The organism is Bacillus sp. SRL543 (genome assembly GCF_984799205.1).
Map to the genome: position 1 here is coordinate 742,219 of NZ_OZ481794.1, position 18,460 is coordinate 760,678.

An 18,460-nucleotide genomic window follows, 5' to 3' on the forward strand; every position below is an offset into this window, starting at 1 on the left:
GCCATGATGGCCGGCAGCTTCCTTTGGTTATAGCGATTAAAATGCCCAGTCGCCTTTGCGGAAAACAGGCTCTGACTGGCCGTCTTCCTTAATGCCGTCAATGTTCATCTCGGCTGAGCCGATCATGAAGTCGACATGTGTAAGGCTTTCGTTCAGGCCATTTTCAGCGAGCTCTTCAGAGGACATTTTCTTGCCGCCCTCGATGCAGAATGCATAAGCGCTTCCGATTGCCAGGTGGTTGGAGGCATTTTCGTCAAACAATGTGTTGTAGAAAAGCAGATTGGACTGTGAAATCGGCGAGTTGAATGGCACAAGGGCCACTTCACCAAGATAATGTGAGCCTTCATCTGTCTCAACAAGCTGCTTCAGGATTTCTTCTCCTTCTTCAGCCTTCACATCCACAATGCGCCCGTTTTCAAAGGTAATCGTGAAATTATCAATAATATTTCCGCCGTAGCTGAGGGGCTTTGTGCTGGAAACATGCCCGTTGACACCGGTTTTAAGCGGAACGGTAAAGACTTCCTCTGTCGGCATATTAGCCATGAATTCGTGGCCTTTTTCATTGACGCTGCCTGCTCCGACCCATAGATGCTTTTCAGGAAGCTCGATGGTCAAGTCAGTGCCTGGCGCTGTATAATGCAGCTTTTTAAATCCTTTGCTGTTCAGGTAATCGACTTTTTCATGCAGGGAAGCGTCATGGTCCTTCCAAGCCTGCACAGGATCATCAAGATCTGCGCGCGTTGCTTTAAAGATGGCATCCCAAAGCTTTTCCACGCGGCTTTCCTTAGGATCGTCTGCGAAAACTTTGTCTGCCCAGCCTTCAGATGGGACAGCGATGACCGTCCAGCTCACCTTATCAGACTGTGCGTAGCGGCGGTATTTGCTCAGCGCTTTTCCTGCGGCTTTTTGGAACTTGGCGATCCGCCCGGATTTAACCCCTTTTAGAAGGTCAGGGCTTGCAGATACGATCGACATGAACGCAGCACCCTTCTCTGCAAGGTCTTCCATTTCTTTGGCGCGGAACTCAGGATACTCTGTAAAAGACTCGTCAGGCGCAAGATCATATTTCAGGCGCGTCACTGTATCATCAGACCAGTTGACCACCACATTGGCTGCTCCTGTTTCATAGGCTTTTTTTACGGCAAGGCGGACAAACTCTGCTGCATCAAGTGCTGCATTGATCACGAGCGTCTGGCCCTCCTGGACATTGACGCCGACCTTGACTGCAAGCTCGGCATATTTTTCGAGATTTTGCTGGAATTGGCTCATATTATGTATCTCCTTTTTCAGAATCTTCCTCTACATTTTATCGGTTTCCGGGGGAAAAAGAAACTGTTTGGTCCTATACCTTTTTTCATAGAACAGCGCAGGCGCCTGGAACGGAGCGCCGGCCTGGGGATGCGCTGTTCTGTGGCAGCATTTAAATGACTTCTATCATGGCTGTAAACGATGCCTCCAGGAGGCAGGCGCACAAAGCAAAGAAAAAAGGCCGGCTGGCACCGGCCCTCTTAGGGTTAAACGGAGGTTTCTCCGGCAGGCTGCTTTTCCTGCTTTTCGTATATTGCAAACATGATCCAATAAAGAAATGCGCTTAATACCGCGAGCACTGCGAGTATAGCAAAAGTCCAATCATAGCCGATCCAGACGGTCAGCGGAATGGAAATGGGAGCGATTGTTTTCCCGACGGTAAAACGCAGGCTGGCTGCTGCGAAATACTGGCCTCTCATATGCTCCGGGGCGATGCGCGACACAAAGCTCTGCTGAAGCCCGACCGCCATCAGCTCTCCTAAAGTAAAGACGGCCATTGCGATGATCAGGCCCCAAATCCACTGCGTTTGCCCGAATATAATGATGCTGGCAGCATAGAAAAGGGAGGAGGTGACAAAGACATTCCGCTCTTTAAATCTGGCTACATATCTAGTGACAGCGACTGTGAACAATGCCACCAGAAACCCATTTTCCGAGAGCAGGACGCCAAAGGCCTGCTCGCCGTGGACAGTGAACGACCAGCTTCCGATGCTGAAGAGGGACTGGTTGTCGACGGCTTCTTTCGTATAAACAGGGATCAGCAGGTCCAGCTGCATGAATGTCTGGGCGGCCAGGACGCCTGCAATGATGAATAGAAGGAAGGTCCTGTCCCTGAAGATAATGCCGTAATCCTTCACCTGGGCACCAAGGAAGCTGTACCATTTATCATTTTCTCCTGCTACAGCTGTATGCTCCGGTACCGTTTCGCGCGTCCATTTCGCGAGGATCAGGGCGAGCAGGATGCAGACAATGCCGGCAATCAAAAGGAGCTGTGAGCGGTATTGTACGTAAAAGAGGGCCCCAAGGATCGGCCCGACCACCACTGCGATATTGATGGAGGTATAAAAGATCGCGAATACATCGCTGCGGTGCTTTTCCTCGACCACATCGGCCACCATCGCCTGGCTTGCCGGCCAGTAGAAGGCGCCGAATACCCCGACAAAAGTGAAGCAGACAAAGCCAAGCCAGTAGGATTCGATGGAAGGGGAGCTGGCGATTGCAAACAGAATAAAGCAGATCCCCTGACCGAAGGCGGAGATCACCATCATCATCTTCCTGCCAAAACGGTCGGCGCAATAGCCGCCCATCAGGTTCGCTAATACAGAAAACACCTGCGATAAAATAAGCAGAAGGCCGGCCTTACCCTTGCCGAACGCCTCTGCAAAATAAATCGTCAAAAACGGAAAAAACATCCAAAACGTAATATTCATCAAAGATTCGCCGAACAGGCGCACCTTCAAGTTGAAATCCCAATCTCTGATTCTCATGCTGAAATCCTCACTTCTCTGGTCAATAACGCTATCATACTATTTTTTTGAAAAAAATGACAGGTGCAATGATACGTAATTGGCCTTTGCTGAGAGGATGTGGGTTTTAATAGACAAAGAACATCATAACGGTAGTGACGGCTCCAACCCAGACGGCGAGGAGGATGCAGTATCCCATGATGTGGCGGATATGCAAGCCGACCACACTTAAAATCGGGAGTGCCCAGAAAGGCTGGATCAAATTAGTCCAGGCATCCCCCCAGCCGACTGCCATCGCGGTGACTGCGGGATCGACGCCAAGCTGGAGGCCGGCCGGAACCTGCAGGGGACCTTGAAGCGCCCATTGGCCTCCGCCAGAAGGAGCAAGGATATTCACCAGACCGGCTGACCAGTAGGTAAAAATATCAAAGGTATCTTTGCTGGCTATGGAAGCCATCCCGTTAATCATCGACTCGGCAATCCCGGAACTGCCCAGCATGGCTATGATGCCCGCATAAAAAGGGAATTGCAGGATGATGGGCGATATCGCCCCGGCCGCATCCTTAAACGCAGCAGCATAGCTGGAAAGGGAGCCGTGGAAAAGGAGCCCGAGCGATAGAAAGGCAATATTGATTATATTCAAGTCAATGTCCCGGCCATTCCAAAACTCATAAACCAGATATCCGAGCCCGATGATTCCAATCAGACTTCCTAATATTCTTGTTTTCTCAAGTGAGGAAACAGGGGTGCTTTCTTCAGAAGCTGCCGCACTTTTTACAGGCTTTGCCTCATCTGCCGGCTTATAGGGAAGAATCCCTTCCTTAGGGGCCATGAAATAGATGAAGAGCGGAATCGTTGCCAGCAGCACGAGAAAAATCGCAATGGTGCCAGGGTGGAAAATAGTTTCTGAAGTTGGGATTACACCGGTCAAATCTTCAAGAAAATGGCCCTTCGTCGCTACAGTCAACCCGATAGAGCTGGACAGCCCGGCGGTATACAGGACGGTCGGTGCATAGGCAGCCGCAACAAGCAAAGGAAAATGAGCATTCTGGTTTCGTCTGCCGACTTCCCTCGCCATAATGGCGCCGACAACAACCGCCAGTCCCCAGTTCACATAATAAGCAGCCGAAGACACAAGGAAAGTCAGAATATAAGCCTGGCCGGCGGTTTGGGCTTTTGAAGAGAGAGCAGCAAGCAGTTTTTGTACAAAAGGCACCGAGGCGAGAGCCATCCCCGTCATGAGCAGCAAAACCATCTGCATCGTAAACGCCAGATACACCCAGAATCCATCCCCAAAAGACTTAACAAGCTCCATCGGCTCCTGCGGCTTCATCAAAAAACCTGCAGCAAATACTGCTAAAGTCATCAGCACAGCAATGACAAAAGCATCCGGTAAATACCTTTCTACCAGTCTCGAAAATCGATCTGCCAGTTTTGTCAGCATCGTATCACTCCTTCCATTTTAGTAGAAGAGTATGGACAAAGTGATGGGAATATTCGTTAAAAAGTGGTGGGGCAGAAGAAGGGGAATAGCTTTAGTCGCAATCTCAAAGATGCCTTCCGAAAGATTCGCAGCCCCCTTCCGAAGGTTTAACAATTCTTTAAAACCTTCCGAAGCTTTCGGAACTTCATTCGGAGCCGGAAAAAAAAACTCGGAATCCCTTTCCGAAAGCTTCGGAGGCCAGTCATAACAGTGCTTTTCAGAAACTTCGGACCACCCGTTCTCTTATCCAAGTTAACCCGGACACCCGCACAGCTTAGCCAATTATAAAAGACCCCAGCCGCTGCCGGCCGGGGTCTTTTCATCAATCGTCGTCCTTCATGGCCGCTTTCAGCAGGTCGCCGAGGCTGGTTCCGAAGGAGTCATCGTTATTGCTGTATTTCTGGACAAGCTTGCGTTCTTCCCGCTTGTTGACGCTTTTCTTTTTATCCTGCGCCTTCTCAACAACATTGCATGGGCGGCACTGGAAGTAGGTGCCGGCCTTTCCGTTGTGCATTTCCATCTTTTTATGGCACTGCGGACAGCGGCGGTTGGAGAGCTTCGGATCTTTGCGCTTCCGGTAGCTGCATTCCATATCCGAGCAGACGAGCACTTTACCTTCCTTGGTATTGCGCTCTTTCAGGAAGGAGCCGCATTCCGGACATTTGGACCCTGTCAGATTATGGGCTCTGTACGATTTATCGCTTGTCTTGATTTCGGACACCAGCTGCTGGGTCTGCTGGCGGATTTTTTTCAAAAATTCCTTCGGGCTCGCTTTTCCGCGCGCAATCGCTTCAAGCTCCTGTTCCCATTTCGCTGTCAGCTCAGGTGATTTCAGGTCCTCGTTCACAAGGTCCATCAGCTGCTTGCCCTTGCCTGTAGGGTGGAGGCGGCCGCCGTTCTGGCGTTCAACAGCTTCAGTGGAAAGCAGGCGTTCGATGATCTCTGCCCTTGTCGCCGGTGTGCCGAGGCTGTACTTCTCCATTTGCGATAAAATATCGGCCTCGGTATAGCGTGCAGGCGGCTCGGTCAGTTTCTGTTCGGAAGAAACTGATTTTACCGTCAGGGTCTGGCCTTTTGAGAGGGAAGAAAGGTTCAGCTTCAAGTCCTTTTCTTCACCTTTCCCTGTCACCTTCCGGAAGCCTTCTTCGATGACGGCGGTTTCTCTTGTTGAGAAGGTTTCGCCGTTCAGGTCAAAAGAAGCCTGGATTGTTTCATATTTGTACGGCTCATGGAAAAGGGCCAGGAAGCGGCGGACAATGATGTCGTACAGCTTTTTCTCATCATTATCCAGATCGCTCAGATGAAGGCGCTCCTCGGTCGGGATGATGGCATGGTGATCGGTCACTTTTTCATTATTGAACACGCGCTTGGCAAGGACCTTCCCTTTTTTGGCCAGGAGAGGCTTCACTTCATCTCTGTAGCCTGAGGCGATTCCATGCAGGCGGTCCAGCATCGTTGCTTCCATATCGGTTGTCAGGTAGCGGGAATCTGTCCGCGGATAGGTGACAAGCTTGTATTGCTCATACAGTCGCTGCAGGACATTGGATGTCTTTTTCGCAGAAAAGCCAAAGCGTTTATTGGCATCCCGCTGCAGCTCGGTCAGGTCATAAGGAAGCGGCTGCTGCTCGCTTTTTTCCTTGGTGCTGATAGACTGGATCACCGCTTTTGCTGAATCTGTCTTTGCAACGACCGCTTCTGCCGTATCCTTGGAAAACGTCCTTTTCTCGCCATTCTTTTCCCAGTCTGCCTTGAACGGTCCGACATGGGCGGAAATGGTCCAGTATTCCTTCGGTGTGAAAGACTGGATCATTTTCTCTCTTTCCATGATCAGGGCAAGCGTCGGTGTCTGGACACGCCCTGCTGACAGGGGATCATTGTATTTCGTAGTCAAAGCCCGCGTCACATTCAATCCGATCAGCCAGTCAGCTTCAGCACGGCATACCGCTGAGTCGTAAAGGGCAAGGAACTGGTCCCCGGGCTTCAGGCTCTGGAAACCTTCTTTAATCGCACGGTCGGTGACAGAGGAAATCCACAGTCGCTTGACTGGCTTTTTCCAATATATTTTCTCGAGGATCCAGCGGGCGACAAGCTCGCCTTCACGCCCTGCATCGGTCGCGATGATGATTTCATTGATGTCTTTCCGCTTGGAAAGCGTGTCAATGGCGCGGAACTGGTGGCTCGTCTGCTTCATCACCTTCAGTCCCATCCGGTCAGGGATGATCGGCAAATCTTCCAGATTCCAATGCTTGAATTTCGTATCATAATTCTCAGGCATTTTCAGCTCAACCAGATGGCCGAGCGCCCAGGTGACAATGTATTTATTTCCTTCAATGTAAGATTTATGTGTCTGCGTACAGCCGAGCACACGGGCAATTTCCCGGGCCACGCTCGGTTTTTCCGCAAGTACGAGTGATTTCATGTAGTGCTCCTTTCAAATCTGTGCTTCCTCTATAAGTATAACGGAAACGCAGGAAAAATTGTAATGGACAAACGGAATGGAAACCCGTTAAAAAGGATATAAAGTAAATAACAGTGCCTGGCACCAAAGACCCTTATAAAAAAGGGGCAGCAATGTTAAAATAATGCAGGACAGGTTGTTTTTTTTCGTGAATTCTATACTTTATAAGATAGAACAGGCAAGCTTGTTCTCATTTTTTTAACCCAAAACAGAACATATGTTCTAAAAATGGAGGTGGCAAAATGGAAGGCAGGGAGCCAAGCAGGGTGGTTCGTGAATTTTTGGCTCAGGAAGAGTATCAAAAGCTGTATGAAGAATATCTGGATGATCCCCATGAGAAAAATAAAGCCCGGCTTGAAGCAGCTTTTAAACGGTACTTCAGACATGTCCGCTTCGTCTCATACCTGAATAAGACCATATATTATGAGTCAAGGAAGTTCGACATGAAGGCGCGCGAATCCCGGACCAGGTATCAGCTCACATTGGACCAGCCTGCTGCAGGAGCAGAGGGCGGCGCAGAACCGCTGACACACCTCCTTGAAGATGACTCGGCGCTCAGGCCTTTCATGGAAATCCCCTCCGGCAGGCTGGAGGATTACACAGCCGATCCCCAGCTTGCAGCAGTTATAAAAGAGCTGACGCCAAGGCAGCAGGAAATACTTTATTACGCATTCGTCCGCAGCCTCCCTGATGCCGAAACAGCCAGATTGCTCGGCATCAGCCCGCAGGCAGTATCAAAAACCAAAATTAAGGCGATTGAAACGATAAGGAGGAAATACAATGTTTGAACAGCTGAACCTTCTCCAGATCATCGGCAATTTCGGATTCCCCATTGCCATCACCATGTATTTGCTGCACCGCTACGAAAACCGGTTTGAACAGCTGAAAATGAAAATGGAGGACATTTCCCGAAGCATCGCTCAGATTGAAAAAGACAAAGGGTGAAATCATGAATTTGTCACAGCAGGAAATAGAGGAAATCATGAAGGCCATCGAGCCTAAAATCAAGAAATCCTTGTACCAGACAGGCAAGGAAAACCGGGAAGACCTCGAGCAGGAACTGCGCGAAGCCGTCCTCCGCAAGCTCCGCGACAATAAGCTGGAGGAAGTGCCGGGATTTTTTGAAATGGTGACAGGCACCTATACCAGTTATAGACCAGCTGCTGGCACCATGCACCGTGATTAGCTGTTCAGCACTGCGGGTAAAGGGGAAGACAATATTGAGTTTTTTTCTTCCCTGCCGCATTGAAGTGGTATAATGGCTGTAACGGCTTCGGGTGCCAGGCTTTAGGTAAATATGCCTGGCATCCGGCGGATACATATTATGTTGCTGGAGTGTGATGGAAGCCTGTGCGATTACGATTTACGAAATCTATCCCCAATCTTGTCACTCAGGGAAACCTGTACTGCGGTTTCCTCTCTATAGGGTTTGCAGCGAACGGCCAATTCAAGAATGCGGCGATCCTCATTCTGATCGGCATGATGCTCGACAGCATGGACGGCAGGCTTGCCCGGATGCTGAAGGCTGACAGCGCGCTCGGAAAAGAGCTCGACTCGCTCGCAGACATCGTCACTTTCGGAGTGGCGCCGTCCTTTTTAGTGTATTATACATATTTCTACCAATTTGACCTTCTTGGCCTTGCCGTCGCCGGGCTTTTCCCGCTGTTCGGGGCGTTCAGGCTGGCCCGGTTCAACATCAGTTCAAGCAAGTCATCCATGAATTATTTCGTCGGCGTCCCGATCACGGCCGCCGGAGGCATCATGGCGCTCCTCACGCTGTTCGGAGACAAAATTCCCAATATCGTCACGACCGTCATTTTTACAGCATTATGCTTTCTAATGGTCTCAAAAATCAGGATCCCAAGCCTGAAGGAAGTCCCGCTTCCGAAATACGGCACAATCGTCACCATCTTTCTCGGCTGCCTCCTGTATCTGATCTACAAAGGCACATACGAGCAATTTCCTTACCTGATCTATATTGCGGCACCCATGTATATTGCTTATCTGGCATATATCTTTGTCAAAGGGAAAAATAAAAGAGATATTGACTGAAAAAACCGCTGCGAAGCGGTTTTTTTGATTGGGGGGGAGGTCATGGAGCGCGGAGGTGTCCGGCATAAGGTGAATTGGCTTTAGGGCAGAGGGGGGGATGCTAATTCATGGAAACCGCCGCAGAATGTGCAGCTTTTGCGGCTATTTAACCAGGTTTGAGTGCAGCAGCTGCCAAGTTAGCGGTTTTTCTAACCTATCGTGAGAGCGGAGTGCTCCCAGTGCGGCTTTTTTGATCTGATGAGAGCGGAATCTACCGAGCTTGCGATTAATTTAATCAAATGAGCGGATAATACTACCGACTTTGAAATTAATTTAATCAATTGAGCATATAATCTACCATTTTCACGAAAAGGCTGTAGAGTGGCCAGCTTTAGCGGTTTTTCAACCAAGTTTGAGTGCAGCAGCTGCCAAGTTAGCGTTTTTTCTAACCTATCTTGAGAGCGGAGTGCTCCCATTGCGGCTTTTTTGATCAGATGAGAGCGGAATTTACCGAGTATGCGATTAATTTAATCAAATGAGCGGATAATCTACCGACTTTCTGATTAATTTAATCAAATGAGCATATAATCTACCATTTTCACGAAAAGGCCGCAGAGAGTGCAGCTTTGCGGTTATTCAACCAGTTTGAGCGCTGGCAGCACCAATTTTTCGAGTAATCTAACCTATCTTAGATCGTGGGGTACCCCCAATGCGGCTATTTTGATCAAGTTACGGCGGAATCTACCAAATCAGCGATTAATTTAACCAATTGAGCACATAATCTACCGACTTCACCACTTAATCTACCAAATCAAGCACATAATCTACCAAATCAGCAGTTTATCCACCATTCGACCCCAAAGGACCGCCCCCAATAAAGCAGAAATATCCCAACTCAAAAATCCATCCAGCCCAAGCGTCCACGATCAGCCATTCACCCGTCAATGCCTGGCCCCCCTCTTCACCCCGCTACCATGCTAATCATCTGCCAATCTAACTTGTTAAAATTTAGCAAAAACCTGTTGACACTGCAAAAAATCTATTCATACAATGAAGAATAGAATAAATAAATCATAATGGATGATGCGCAAATGAAGAGAAAAACACATCAACTTATAAAATTTTCGAAAGAGGCTGCAGTTCAAACCCCTGGTTTGATGGCAGTCTCTTCTTTATTTCGCTAATATGCTGAGGGGGAAAGATCATGATCGAATTGACTGGCAGCACATTGATATTGGAACAGGTAAGGGTAATTGTTTTTGAAAAAGAACATGCGGCAGCATCAGCAGGGAGCATGGAGCAGGTGAAGGAAAGCCATGAGGCTGTGCGAAGGATTGTTGATGAAGAAAGGGTCATTTACGGGATCAACACGGGATTTGGGAAGTTCAGCGATGTGCTCATCAATCAGAAGGATGTAAAGGCGCTTCAGCTGAATCTCATCCGATCCCATGCATGCGGGGTGGGGGAGCCTTTCCCGGAGTCAGTTTCTAGAGCGATGCTGCTGCTGAGGGCAAATGCGCTTTTGAAAGGGTATTCAGGTGTGAGGCCGGAGCTGGTTGAAAGGCTGCTCACTTTCTTAAATGAAGAAATCCACCCTGTCATTCCGCAGCAGGGGTCGCTAGGGGCGAGCGGGGATCTTGCTCCATTGTCCCATCTTGCTCTTGCTTTGATCGGTGAGGGGGAGGTTTTTTACAAAGGAAAGAGGATGCCTTCATTAGAGGCTATCGAGTCTGCCGGACTTCCTCCGTTTCATCTGGAGGCGAAGGAGGGGCTTGCCCTCATCAACGGCACCCAGGCGATGACGAGCATGGGGGCGGTCGCTTATCTTGAAGCCGAGCAGCTGGCTTTTCAAAGCGAGATGATTGCGGCGATCACAATGGAAGGACTGAACGGCATCACAGATGCATTTGATGAAAGAATCCATCAGGCCCGCGGCTATCAGCAGCAGATCGATACGGCAGCGAGGATGAGGGATTATCTGGCCGGAAGCAAGCTGACGACTGTTCAGGGGGAGTTCCGCGTCCAGGATGCCTATTCTCTCCGGTGCATTCCGCAGGTTCATGGCGCAAGCTGGCAGGCGCTTGATTATGTAAAAGAAAAATTGGAGATTGAAATGAATGCGGCGACCGATAATCCGCTGATTTTTGATGAGGGGGAAAAGGTCATTTCCGGCGGGAATTTTCATGGGCAGCCGATTGCTTTTGCGATGGATTTTATGAAAATTGCTGTTGCTGAGCTGGCCAATATTTCGGAAAGAAGAATCGAGCGGCTTGTCAATCCGCAGCTCAGTGACCTGCCTGCTTTCTTAAGTCCGGAGCCTGGCCTGCAGTCAGGTGCGATGATCATGCAATACAGTGCGGCATCTCTTGTTTCGGAAAATAAGACGCTGGCACATCCGGCGAGTGTGGATTCCATCCCGTCCTCTGCCAACCAGGAAGATCATGTGAGCATGGGAACGATTGGCTCCCGCCATGCGTGGCAGATCATCCAAAATGCGACCCGGGTACTGGCGATCGAGCTGATCTGCGCGATGCAGGCAGCAGAGTTCAGGGGTGTTGAAAAAATGGCCCCTAAAACAAGAAAAATCTACGACAAGGCAAGGGAGATCGTCCCATCGATTACAGAAGACAGGATTTTCTCAAAGGATATTGAAAATTGTGCGGCCTGGCTGAAGGAAGGAATAATGAAATAAGGGGAGGATCGCCTCCCCAAAAAATCAATCTTCTTCGACCCGGTTTTTAAAGGCTTCCTGGACGACGATGAATTCTTCATCTTCAATGGCATCCTTGGAATGTCTTTCTACGAGCGTTCCCTCGGGAAATTTTCCGGGATGGCCTTTTCGTTTATGGTCAAAATGCTCTCCGCGTGACATAAGCAAATCGTCTCCTTTCATAGGTGGAAATATGTTCTGTCTGTAGCTTTCCCGCCCGGACCGCCGAGTATGTGTGCAAAACTTGTTCAGCTTTCGCGGGCGGCGCATATCTATAATGATATATAGCAAATTAGAAAGGAGCGGTGCGTATGCGGGAAGCGTTCCAGGCGGAAGATCTGGCCAAACAGCACATGCCTTTTACAGCATCAAAAGGAGATCCTGCCCCGCTGTTCACAGCGGATGCTGTCATTGACCAGGGAATCCAGAAGGTCAGCCTGCAGGATTTCCAGGGCCAGTGGGTGCTGCTGTTTTTTTACCCCAGCGACTTCACCTTTGTCTGACCGACAGAATTGGCGGCGGTCGCCGCTATTTACCCTTATGTAAAAAACATGAATGTGGAAATCCTTGCCATCAGCACGGACAGCGTCTATTCTCATAAAGTATTCAAAGAAACATCGCCTTCCCTGAAGCATGTAACCTTCCCGCTCCTGAGCGACCGGACCCACAGCATCAGCAAAGCATACCGCGTCCTTGACGAAAACTCAGGCGCATCCTTCCGGGCATCTGTGTTCTTGAATCCGGAGCAGATCATCCAGGCAAAGCTGATTTACCCAGGCAATATCGGCCGCAATCTCCACGAGCATGTCCGCATCCTGCAAGCCCTTCAGTATGCAAAACAGACAGGCAAAGGCACACCTGCCAACTGGATGCCGGGCCAGCAGGGGATGGCCAGCGACCCGAATATGATTGGGAAGATATAAATTGGTGCTGCTCAGCAGTAATAGTACTGATTGCAGCAGGGACCATCGGCTGACCAATAAAACAGAAGACCCGCCTTTCATAAGCGGGTCTTTTTGCATGATATATAAACTGCGGGACGCCGTTTTCCTAGTCTTTAACCGTACTTTGCTTGGCATTGACAATCAGCGGGTTCAGTCCGGTGCCTGTTCTTTTGACTTGCGTGGCACCTTCTGTGTTCTGGCCTTCCAGATAGGAAGCGTATTTTCTGTGCCAGAATTTCATGGACAGATAGATGAAGATAGCGGCAATGATAAAGATGGCAACTGTGGCTGGCCAGAAGGCTGGGGAAACGACAGCAGCTTCGTAAGCAAGGCCGATTTTTGAAAAGACGATATAAGTAAAAGCGACGAGAGATAGAAGAATGATGGAAACAGGAATAACGCCCTTCCAGGGAACCATATTCACCTGGGCATCTGCACGGAAATGATAAGCAGACGCTCTCGGCTTTATTTTACCAATAATGACCATCATGAGGATCTCGACAGCAAACAGGATCGCATAGATATGGATAAAGTGGATCGGCACCGTATAGCCAAACAGATGGTCAGTGCCCCAGACGAGCATATAATAAGCAATCACATGGAAAATGATAACCACTTTCGGCGCCAGTGCCGGGATATATTTCGAGAAAATACCGACGAGTACGATGGCGATGATCGGGATATTGAAAAATCCGGTGAACCGGCGAATCAGATCCCAAAGGCCGTCAGATGCATTCATCAGCATCGGAGAGATGAATAAAGAGACAATGGCGAGAATAGTCCCGAACCATTTGCTGATGCTGATCAGCTTTTCATCACTCACATTAGGATTGATCCTTGGCTTGTAGATATCCAGTGCAAAAAGGGTGGCGGCGCTGTTCAGCAATGAATTGAAGGAGCTGAACACGGCTCCCAGCAGGACCGCCAGGAAAAATCCGGACAGATAGCCGGGCATCACATCTGAAATCAGGGTTGGGTAGGCAAGGTCGACAGATTTCAGCGAATTGCCGTAAAGATGAAAGGCGATAACGCCGGGAATCATCATAAAAACAGGGACAAGCAGCTTATAGAAGCCTGAAATCATAACACCCTTTTGGCCTTCAGCCAGATTTTTCGCACCTAATGTACGCTGGATGACATACTGATTAGATGCCCAGTAGAAAAGATTGGCAAAGATCATTCCGGTAAAAATGGTGCCGAATGGAACAGAATCTTCCTTTGTTCCAATGCTGTTCAATTTTTCAGGATGCTCAGTGGCAATGGTTTTCAGGCCGCTGAAGAAATTGCCATCGCCAAGGGCGAAAAAGCCAAGAACCGGGATCAGGATACCGATGATTAAGAGGCCGATCCCGTTTAATGTATCAGAAACGGCAACAGCTTTCAGTCCGCCGAAGATAGCGTAAATGGCGCCGATGATGCCGATGATCCAGATGACGAGCCAAACAGAAGATTCATATGTAATACCCAATAAGGATGGCACATCAAAAAGCTGCAGCACAGCCAGTGCCCCCGAATAAAGCATGGATGGGATGGTAACGAGAATATAGCCAAGCATGAACAGGATCACGGTATAGCGCCTGACCCCTTCGTCAAAGCGCTTGCTTAAAAATTCAGGCAGCGTGGTGAAGTTTCCGCCCAAATACTTTGGCAGCAGATAAACAGCCATGAAGATGATAGCGAAAGCAGCGGTAACTTCCCAGGCCATGTTGCTCAAATTGGTCCGGTAGGCCTGTCCATTCAGGCCGATCAGCTGCTCGGCCGACAGATTGGTCAGCAACAGCGATCCGGCGATAAAGCCCCCTGTCAGTCCCCTCCCTGCGAGGAAATATCCTGTAGAATCGCTGACTGCCCCCTTCGTTTTCACATACGAAATCCAGGCAACGATCGCCATAAAAAAGGCGCAGGATATTAAGGTAAAAGCTATTCCCCCAGTAAACATAGGTGCACTTCCTTTTCTCTTTTTTGTACGTTTAATAACCACAAACAGCCTATTTCAAACCTTTTTATAAAAAGGAATATAATGGCATATGCTTTTAAATAGAGGTAGAGGCTATTATAATAGAGGGAAGGATTGAAAGGAGGCCGCAGATGGACTTTTTTGCGATCATTTCAGAAGAACGGATCAAGAAGGGCTATAAAGAAGGCGAATTTGAGAACCTTCCCGGTTTTGGGAAGCCGCTTCCCCATGATGAGCTTTCACATGTTCCCGACGATTTGCGCATGGCCTATAGAATGATGAAAAATGCAGGCTATACAGAAGAAGACAGCAGCTTGAAACAGGAGATGTCTACCATCGAGGATCTTATAAAAAAATGCGAAGATCCGGAAGAAAAGAAGGAGCTGCAAAAGCAGCTGAACCAGAAGCTGCTGCAATTCAACAGCATCATGTCGAAAAGGCGGTCAGCGACAAACTCCTCGATTTTCAAAAACTATGAAGATAAAATCAATCATAAATTGCTTTATTGAGAGCTCCTTGAAACGGGGGCTTTTTCTTTTAGCTGCGGCTGACCCTTTTTTCATTCTTTGAAAAAGTGACTAGTGTGTTTTAGGGCTATGTACCTGCTTTTCGGGCGGTTTTCTTTCAGAAAGTAAAAGAATTGCAGATTAATATTAGGAATGGCCTAAATAATTAAGGGTCTCTGTCGAAATAAATAGAAATAGACATTTTATTAAGACAGGTGACGTATATGGATAAATCATCATTAATTGGGGTTATTCTTGCAATCATTGGCGTAGGGGTCGGTATGGTGCTGAAAGGGGTGCATCCTTCAGCATTGGTGAACCCGGCTGCCATCCTGATCATCATCGTTGGAACTATAGCGGCGGTTACCATCGCTTTTCCGATGAATGAGCTGAAAAAAGTGCCAAAGCTTTTCGGCATTTTATTTAAGGAACAAAAACAGATGGTACCGACAGACCTGATCAGGATGTTCTCAGAGTGGGCCCAGCTGGCGCGGAAGGAGGGCCTTCTTGCACTAGAAGCCAAAACGAACGAGATTGAAGACCCATTCCTGAAAAACGGCCTCTCGCTCGCAGTGGATGGACAAAGTGCCGATTATATCAGAGATGTACTTTCTGAAGAAATCGAGTCAATGGAAGAAAGACATCTTTCAGGAGCAGCCATTTTCACGCAGGCCGGTACATATGCACCGACACTCGGTGTGCTTGGAGCGGTTGTCGGCCTGATTGCCGCCCTGGGGGATATGACCAACACCGACGCACTCGGTCATGCCATCAGTGCGGCCTTTGTTGCCACATTGCTTGGAATTTTCACTGGATACGTGCTATGGCACCCGTTTGCCAATAAGCTGAAGCGCAAATCAAAGCAAGAGTCAAAGATGAAATATATGATGATAGAGGGAGTACTCTCCATTCTGGAGGGAGAAGCACCGCGCGTCATCGAGCAAAAGCTGGCATCATACCTGCCTTCTGGGGAGAGGAAGCAATTCCTCGAGGAAAGCGAAGTGAAGGCAGATGAGTAAGCGGAAGAAAAAGGAGCATCATGAGGAACATGTTGACGAGTCCTGGCTGATTCCCTATGCTGACATCCTGACGCTCCTGCTTGCCCTTTTCATCGTCCTGTTTGCAATGAGCTCTGTAGATGCACAGAAGTTTCAGTCCCTTTCAAAGGCATTCAATGATGCCTTCAATGGCGGAACCGGCTTCTTCGAGTACCCGAGCCCGATGCCGGACGGAGCCATGCAGTCAGCCGACAAGGCAGAGACCGAAAACAAAGACGAAGTAGAACAGGCTTCCGCTGCCGGCACCTTAGAAGAAGGCCAGAGCGATATGGAAGCAGAAGGCAAAATCCAGAAGCTCACAGATAAGCAGGAGCTCAGGGAAGTCGAAGAAAAGGTGAAAACCTATATTCAAAACAATGGCCTTACAAACAAGCTTGAAACTTCACTGACAGATGAAGGACTGCTTGTAACGATCCGGGACAACGTCTTTTTCGCTTCCGGAAGCGCTGAAGTGAGGTCCGGCGAATTGACGATCGCCGACGAAATCGGGGAATTGCTCGTTATGGACCCGCCGCGCAATATCATCATCAGCGGCCATACGGACAATATGCCGATCAAAAATTCCGAGTTTGAATCCAACTGGGAATTAAGCGTCATGAGAGCCGTGAACTTCATGAAAATCCTTCTGCATAACAAAGACCTGGATGCCCGCGCATTCAGTGCAAAAGGATTCGGCGAATTCCAGCCGGCCGCCTCCAACGATACAAAAGAAGGCCGGGACAAAAACAGGCGGGTTGAAATTTTAATATTGCCAAGAACATAGACCGGGCCGGATTGGTCCGGTTTTTTTGTGCGACGGCAGAGGGAGCAGCGGGTGAAGTTTGGAGTGCTGCGGGCGGGCAGGAGGGGGTGTTTGGGGAGAGTCTCATGGGGAAGTCGCAGATAAAAGCTGGTAGTCGCAAGTATACTGAAGTCGCAGATATATCTCGAAACTCGCAGATGAATTCCGAAACTCGCAAATATAACTGTAAAGCCGTAAATAAGAGTCCTGGCCGGGTTTTTGCAGAGTTGCTAATAAAAGTGGGAAGTTGCTAATATATCGAAAAAGTTGCTAATAAAAACGGAAAGTTGCTAATAAAAGCTGAAACTTGCTAATAAAATGAAAAAGTTGCTAATAAACACGAATCCAACTAGCCAATAGACGTGAAAAGCTCGCCAATAAACGCGAAAAGCTGCCGCTAAACCCCGAAAAGCCGCTAATCCCCTCCAATGCCCACCCTCAAATACAAAAACAGGACCCTCCAGCCGGGGGTCCTGTTCAATATTACATAGAAATCTTTACTTCTGACTGCAATTCTTCTTCGGCTGATGCTGTTTTTTTCCCATGAAGGATATAGTAAAGCCCGAGGCCGATCAGCGAGACCACGACGAGCACCATGTATAGCTTGGCAAACCCTGTGTAGACGGCGACGATGCCGAGTACATAGGAGCCAAGGCCGAGACCGGAGTCAAACATTGTGAAGAAGGTGGATGTTGCCAGCCCTCTTTTTGCCGGATCGGCATTTTTAATTGCTACTGTCTGCATGCTTGGAACAATGGTGCCGTAGCCCAGGCCGATCACGGCGCCGGCAAGCAGGAACATGAAGCTGTTATCTGCAAGGCTGAGCAGGAAAAGACCGGCGGCAAATAAAATGATGGCCGGATAGATGACCCGATTTTCTCCGTACATGTCAAACCAGCGGCCTGTGAACGGGCGTGAGATCAGGATGAAAGCTGCATAGACGACAAAGAAAAAAGATGCCGCCTGCATCAGTCCGAGCTCTTTTGCGTACACGGAAATGAAGGATAATACACCTGAATAAGCAAAAGCGAGTGTGCCGGCTGCAATGGAAATCGGCACGGCATTTTTCTCAAACAAGCTTGAAAAAGCGAATGAAGGCTGCTTTGTTTTTGCGCCATTTTTTTCCGGGATGCTGATGATCGCCGACAGCACAAGAGCCAGGACGGCAAGCACCGTGCATAAAACAAAAATCCAGCTGTATGCCGCATACTGAATGATGGTCAGCCCGGTGAAAGGCCCGATTACCATGGCAAGGTTCATGAACATAGCATAATAGCCGAGCCCTTCGCCGCGCCTTTCGGCTGGGACGATATCCGCGACAATGGCACCAGTGGCGGTTGTGGCCATCCCGAAGCCCGCGCCATGCAGGAAGCGGACTGCCAAAAGCATCGGCAGGCTGTCTGCCGTAAAATAGAGTGCAGAAGCAATTGTAAAAATAACCATAGAAATCATCAGGATTTTCTTGCGGCCGATTTCGTCGATCCATTTTCCTGTGAAAGGCCGGGAGATGACAGCGGCAATCAGGAATACCGAGATGATGAGGCCGACCTGTGATTCGCTTCCTTTTAAATCATCGAGAATGTAAATGGGAAGGGTTGTCAGTAATATATAAAAGCCAATGAATAAGAAAAAGCTGGTAATGGAAACACCTAAAAAGTCCTTTGTCCAAAGGGGTTGTTTCTTCATGATTGTCCTCCTTGATGTTCTGTTTACTGAGAGTCTGTGAAGTAGTGAGAAGAAAAACGGAAGGCCTTGCGG

At 48.8% G+C, this 18,460-nt stretch carries 16 protein-coding genes; 9 read left to right on the top strand and 7 right to left on the bottom strand.

Annotation, left to right across the window (positions count from 1 at the left end; translation table 11 throughout):
* Positions 1–36: 36 nt before the first annotated feature.
* From AC4E8B_RS03970 to AC4E8B_RS03985, 4 genes are all read right to left on the bottom strand, one after another.
* A complete protein-coding gene (locus tag AC4E8B_RS03970; RefSeq protein WP_490217163.1) occupies positions 37–1,269 on the bottom strand; it encodes an aminopeptidase in 1,233 nt (410 codons plus the stop codon).
* 245 nt (positions 1,270–1,514) lie between these two features.
* The gene (locus tag AC4E8B_RS03975; protein ID WP_490217165.1) at positions 1,515–2,795 is read right to left on the bottom strand and encodes an MDR family MFS transporter; all 1,281 of its coding nucleotides are present in this window, start codon (positions 2,793–2,795) and stop codon (positions 1,515–1,517) included.
* Between the two features lie 106 nt (positions 2,796–2,901).
* Positions 2,902–4,218, bottom strand: a complete 1,317-nt coding sequence (locus AC4E8B_RS03980) for a short-chain fatty acid transporter (protein ID WP_490217167.1) — start codon at positions 4,216–4,218, stop codon at positions 2,902–2,904.
* 361 nt (positions 4,219–4,579) lie between these two features.
* Complete coding sequence (locus tag AC4E8B_RS03985) at positions 4,580–6,676, bottom strand: DNA topoisomerase III (protein ID WP_490217168.1); 2,097 nt, start codon at positions 6,674–6,676, stop codon at positions 4,580–4,582.
* 281 nt (positions 6,677–6,957) lie between these two features.
* Between AC4E8B_RS03985 and AC4E8B_RS03990 the strand changes: the two genes are divergently transcribed.
* The 5 genes from AC4E8B_RS03990 to hutH all read left to right on the top strand — a co-directional run bounded on the left by AC4E8B_RS03990 (position 6,958) and on the right by hutH (position 11,438).
* Positions 6,958–7,503, top strand: coding sequence for a sigma factor-like helix-turn-helix DNA-binding protein (locus AC4E8B_RS03990; RefSeq protein WP_490217170.1), 546 nt, complete (start codon positions 6,958–6,960; stop codon positions 7,501–7,503).
* Positions 7,496–7,660, top strand: a complete 165-nt coding sequence (locus AC4E8B_RS03995; RefSeq protein WP_009792171.1) for a YvrJ family protein — start codon at positions 7,496–7,498, stop codon at positions 7,658–7,660. The genes AC4E8B_RS03990 and AC4E8B_RS03995 overlap by 8 nt, the downstream gene beginning before the upstream one ends.
* A complete protein-coding gene (locus AC4E8B_RS04000) occupies positions 7,641–7,901 on the top strand; it encodes a hypothetical protein (protein WP_490217171.1) in 261 nt (86 codons plus the stop codon). The genes AC4E8B_RS03995 and AC4E8B_RS04000 overlap by 20 nt, the downstream gene beginning before the upstream one ends.
* A 164-nt stretch (positions 7,902–8,065) precedes the next feature.
* Entirely contained in the window at positions 8,066–8,767 is a 702-nt protein-coding gene (gene pssA / locus AC4E8B_RS04005) for a CDP-diacylglycerol--serine O-phosphatidyltransferase (protein ID WP_490217173.1), read from the top strand.
* A 1,183-nt stretch (positions 8,768–9,950) separates the two neighbouring features.
* Entirely contained in the window at positions 9,951–11,438 is a 1,488-nt protein-coding gene (gene hutH, locus AC4E8B_RS04010) for a histidine ammonia-lyase (RefSeq protein ID WP_490217175.1), read from the top strand.
* A 24-nt stretch (positions 11,439–11,462) separates the two neighbouring features.
* Here the strand turns inward: hutH and AC4E8B_RS04015 are convergent, their stop codons facing one another.
* The gene (locus AC4E8B_RS04015) at positions 11,463–11,639 is read right to left on the bottom strand and encodes a hypothetical protein (protein ID WP_490219893.1); all 177 of its coding nucleotides are present in this window, start codon (positions 11,637–11,639) and stop codon (positions 11,463–11,465) included.
* Between the two features lie 170 nt (positions 11,640–11,809).
* On the opposite strand from AC4E8B_RS04015, the gene AC4E8B_RS04020 reads away from it, so the two are divergent.
* A complete protein-coding gene (locus AC4E8B_RS04020) occupies positions 11,810–12,379 on the top strand; it encodes a peroxiredoxin (protein ID WP_490219490.1) in 570 nt (189 codons plus the stop codon).
* Between the two features lie 127 nt (positions 12,380–12,506).
* Here the strand turns inward: AC4E8B_RS04020 and AC4E8B_RS04025 are convergent, their stop codons facing one another.
* Positions 12,507–14,339, bottom strand: a complete 1,833-nt coding sequence (locus AC4E8B_RS04025) for a solute:sodium symporter family transporter (protein WP_490217176.1) — start codon at positions 14,337–14,339, stop codon at positions 12,507–12,509.
* A gap of 149 nt (positions 14,340–14,488) precedes the next feature.
* On the opposite strand from AC4E8B_RS04025, the gene AC4E8B_RS04030 reads away from it, so the two are divergent.
* From AC4E8B_RS04030 to motB, 3 genes are all read left to right on the top strand, one after another.
* Positions 14,489–14,866 (top strand): DnaJ family domain-containing protein, encoded by a 378-nt coding sequence (locus AC4E8B_RS04030; protein ID WP_490217177.1) that lies wholly within the window; start codon positions 14,489–14,491, stop codon positions 14,864–14,866.
* A 221-nt stretch (positions 14,867–15,087) separates the two neighbouring features.
* Complete coding sequence (gene motA / locus AC4E8B_RS04035; protein ID WP_490217178.1) at positions 15,088–15,882, top strand: flagellar motor stator protein MotA; 795 nt, start codon at positions 15,088–15,090, stop codon at positions 15,880–15,882.
* Positions 15,875–16,684 (top strand): flagellar motor protein MotB, encoded by an 810-nt coding sequence (motB, locus tag AC4E8B_RS04040; RefSeq protein ID WP_490217179.1) that lies wholly within the window; start codon positions 15,875–15,877, stop codon positions 16,682–16,684. Before motA ends, motB begins: the two co-directional genes overlap by 8 nt.
* A 501-nt stretch (positions 16,685–17,185) precedes the next feature.
* Here motB and AC4E8B_RS04045 read toward each other — a convergent pair.
* On the bottom strand, positions 17,186–18,388 hold the full coding sequence (locus AC4E8B_RS04045; RefSeq protein WP_490217180.1) for an MFS transporter: 1,203 nt from the start codon (positions 18,386–18,388) through the stop codon (positions 17,186–17,188).
* Positions 18,389–18,460 lie beyond the last annotated feature (72 nt).

Excerpts from the sequence above, each read along its gene's own strand:
- motA (WP_490217178.1), top strand. The coding sequence starts at position 15,088 with ATGGATAAATCATCATTAATTGGGGTTATTCTTGCAATCATTGGCGTA.
- AC4E8B_RS04030 (WP_490217177.1), top strand. The coding sequence starts at position 14,489 with ATGGACTTTTTTGCGATCATTTCAGAAGAACGGATCAAGAAGGGCTAT.
- AC4E8B_RS03990 (WP_490217170.1), top strand. The coding sequence starts at position 6,958 with ATGGAAGGCAGGGAGCCAAGCAGGGTGGTTCGTGAATTTTTGGCTCAG.
- AC4E8B_RS03975 (WP_490217165.1), bottom strand. The coding sequence starts at position 2,795 with ATGAGAATCAGAGATTGGGATTTCAACTTGAAGGTGCGCCTGTTCGGC.
- AC4E8B_RS04015 (WP_490219893.1), bottom strand. The coding sequence starts at position 11,639 with ATGAAAGGAGACGATTTGCTTATGTCACGCGGAGAGCATTTTGACCAT.
- hutH (WP_490217175.1), top strand. The coding sequence starts at position 9,951 with ATGATCGAATTGACTGGCAGCACATTGATATTGGAACAGGTAAGGGTA.
- AC4E8B_RS03980 (WP_490217167.1), bottom strand. The coding sequence starts at position 4,218 with ATGCTGACAAAACTGGCAGATCGATTTTCGAGACTGGTAGAAAGGTAT.
- AC4E8B_RS03995 (WP_009792171.1), top strand. The coding sequence starts at position 7,496 with ATGTTTGAACAGCTGAACCTTCTCCAGATCATCGGCAATTTCGGATTC.
- AC4E8B_RS04045 (WP_490217180.1), bottom strand. The coding sequence starts at position 18,388 with ATGAAGAAACAACCCCTTTGGACAAAGGACTTTTTAGGTGTTTCCATT.
- motB (WP_490217179.1), top strand. The coding sequence starts at position 15,875 with ATGAGTAAGCGGAAGAAAAAGGAGCATCATGAGGAACATGTTGACGAG.
- AC4E8B_RS03985 (WP_490217168.1), bottom strand. The coding sequence starts at position 6,676 with ATGAAATCACTCGTACTTGCGGAAAAACCGAGCGTGGCCCGGGAAATT.
- AC4E8B_RS03970 (WP_490217163.1), bottom strand. The coding sequence starts at position 1,269 with ATGAGCCAATTCCAGCAAAATCTCGAAAAATATGCCGAGCTTGCAGTC.
- AC4E8B_RS04025 (WP_490217176.1), bottom strand. The coding sequence starts at position 14,339 with ATGTTTACTGGGGGAATAGCTTTTACCTTAATATCCTGCGCCTTTTTT.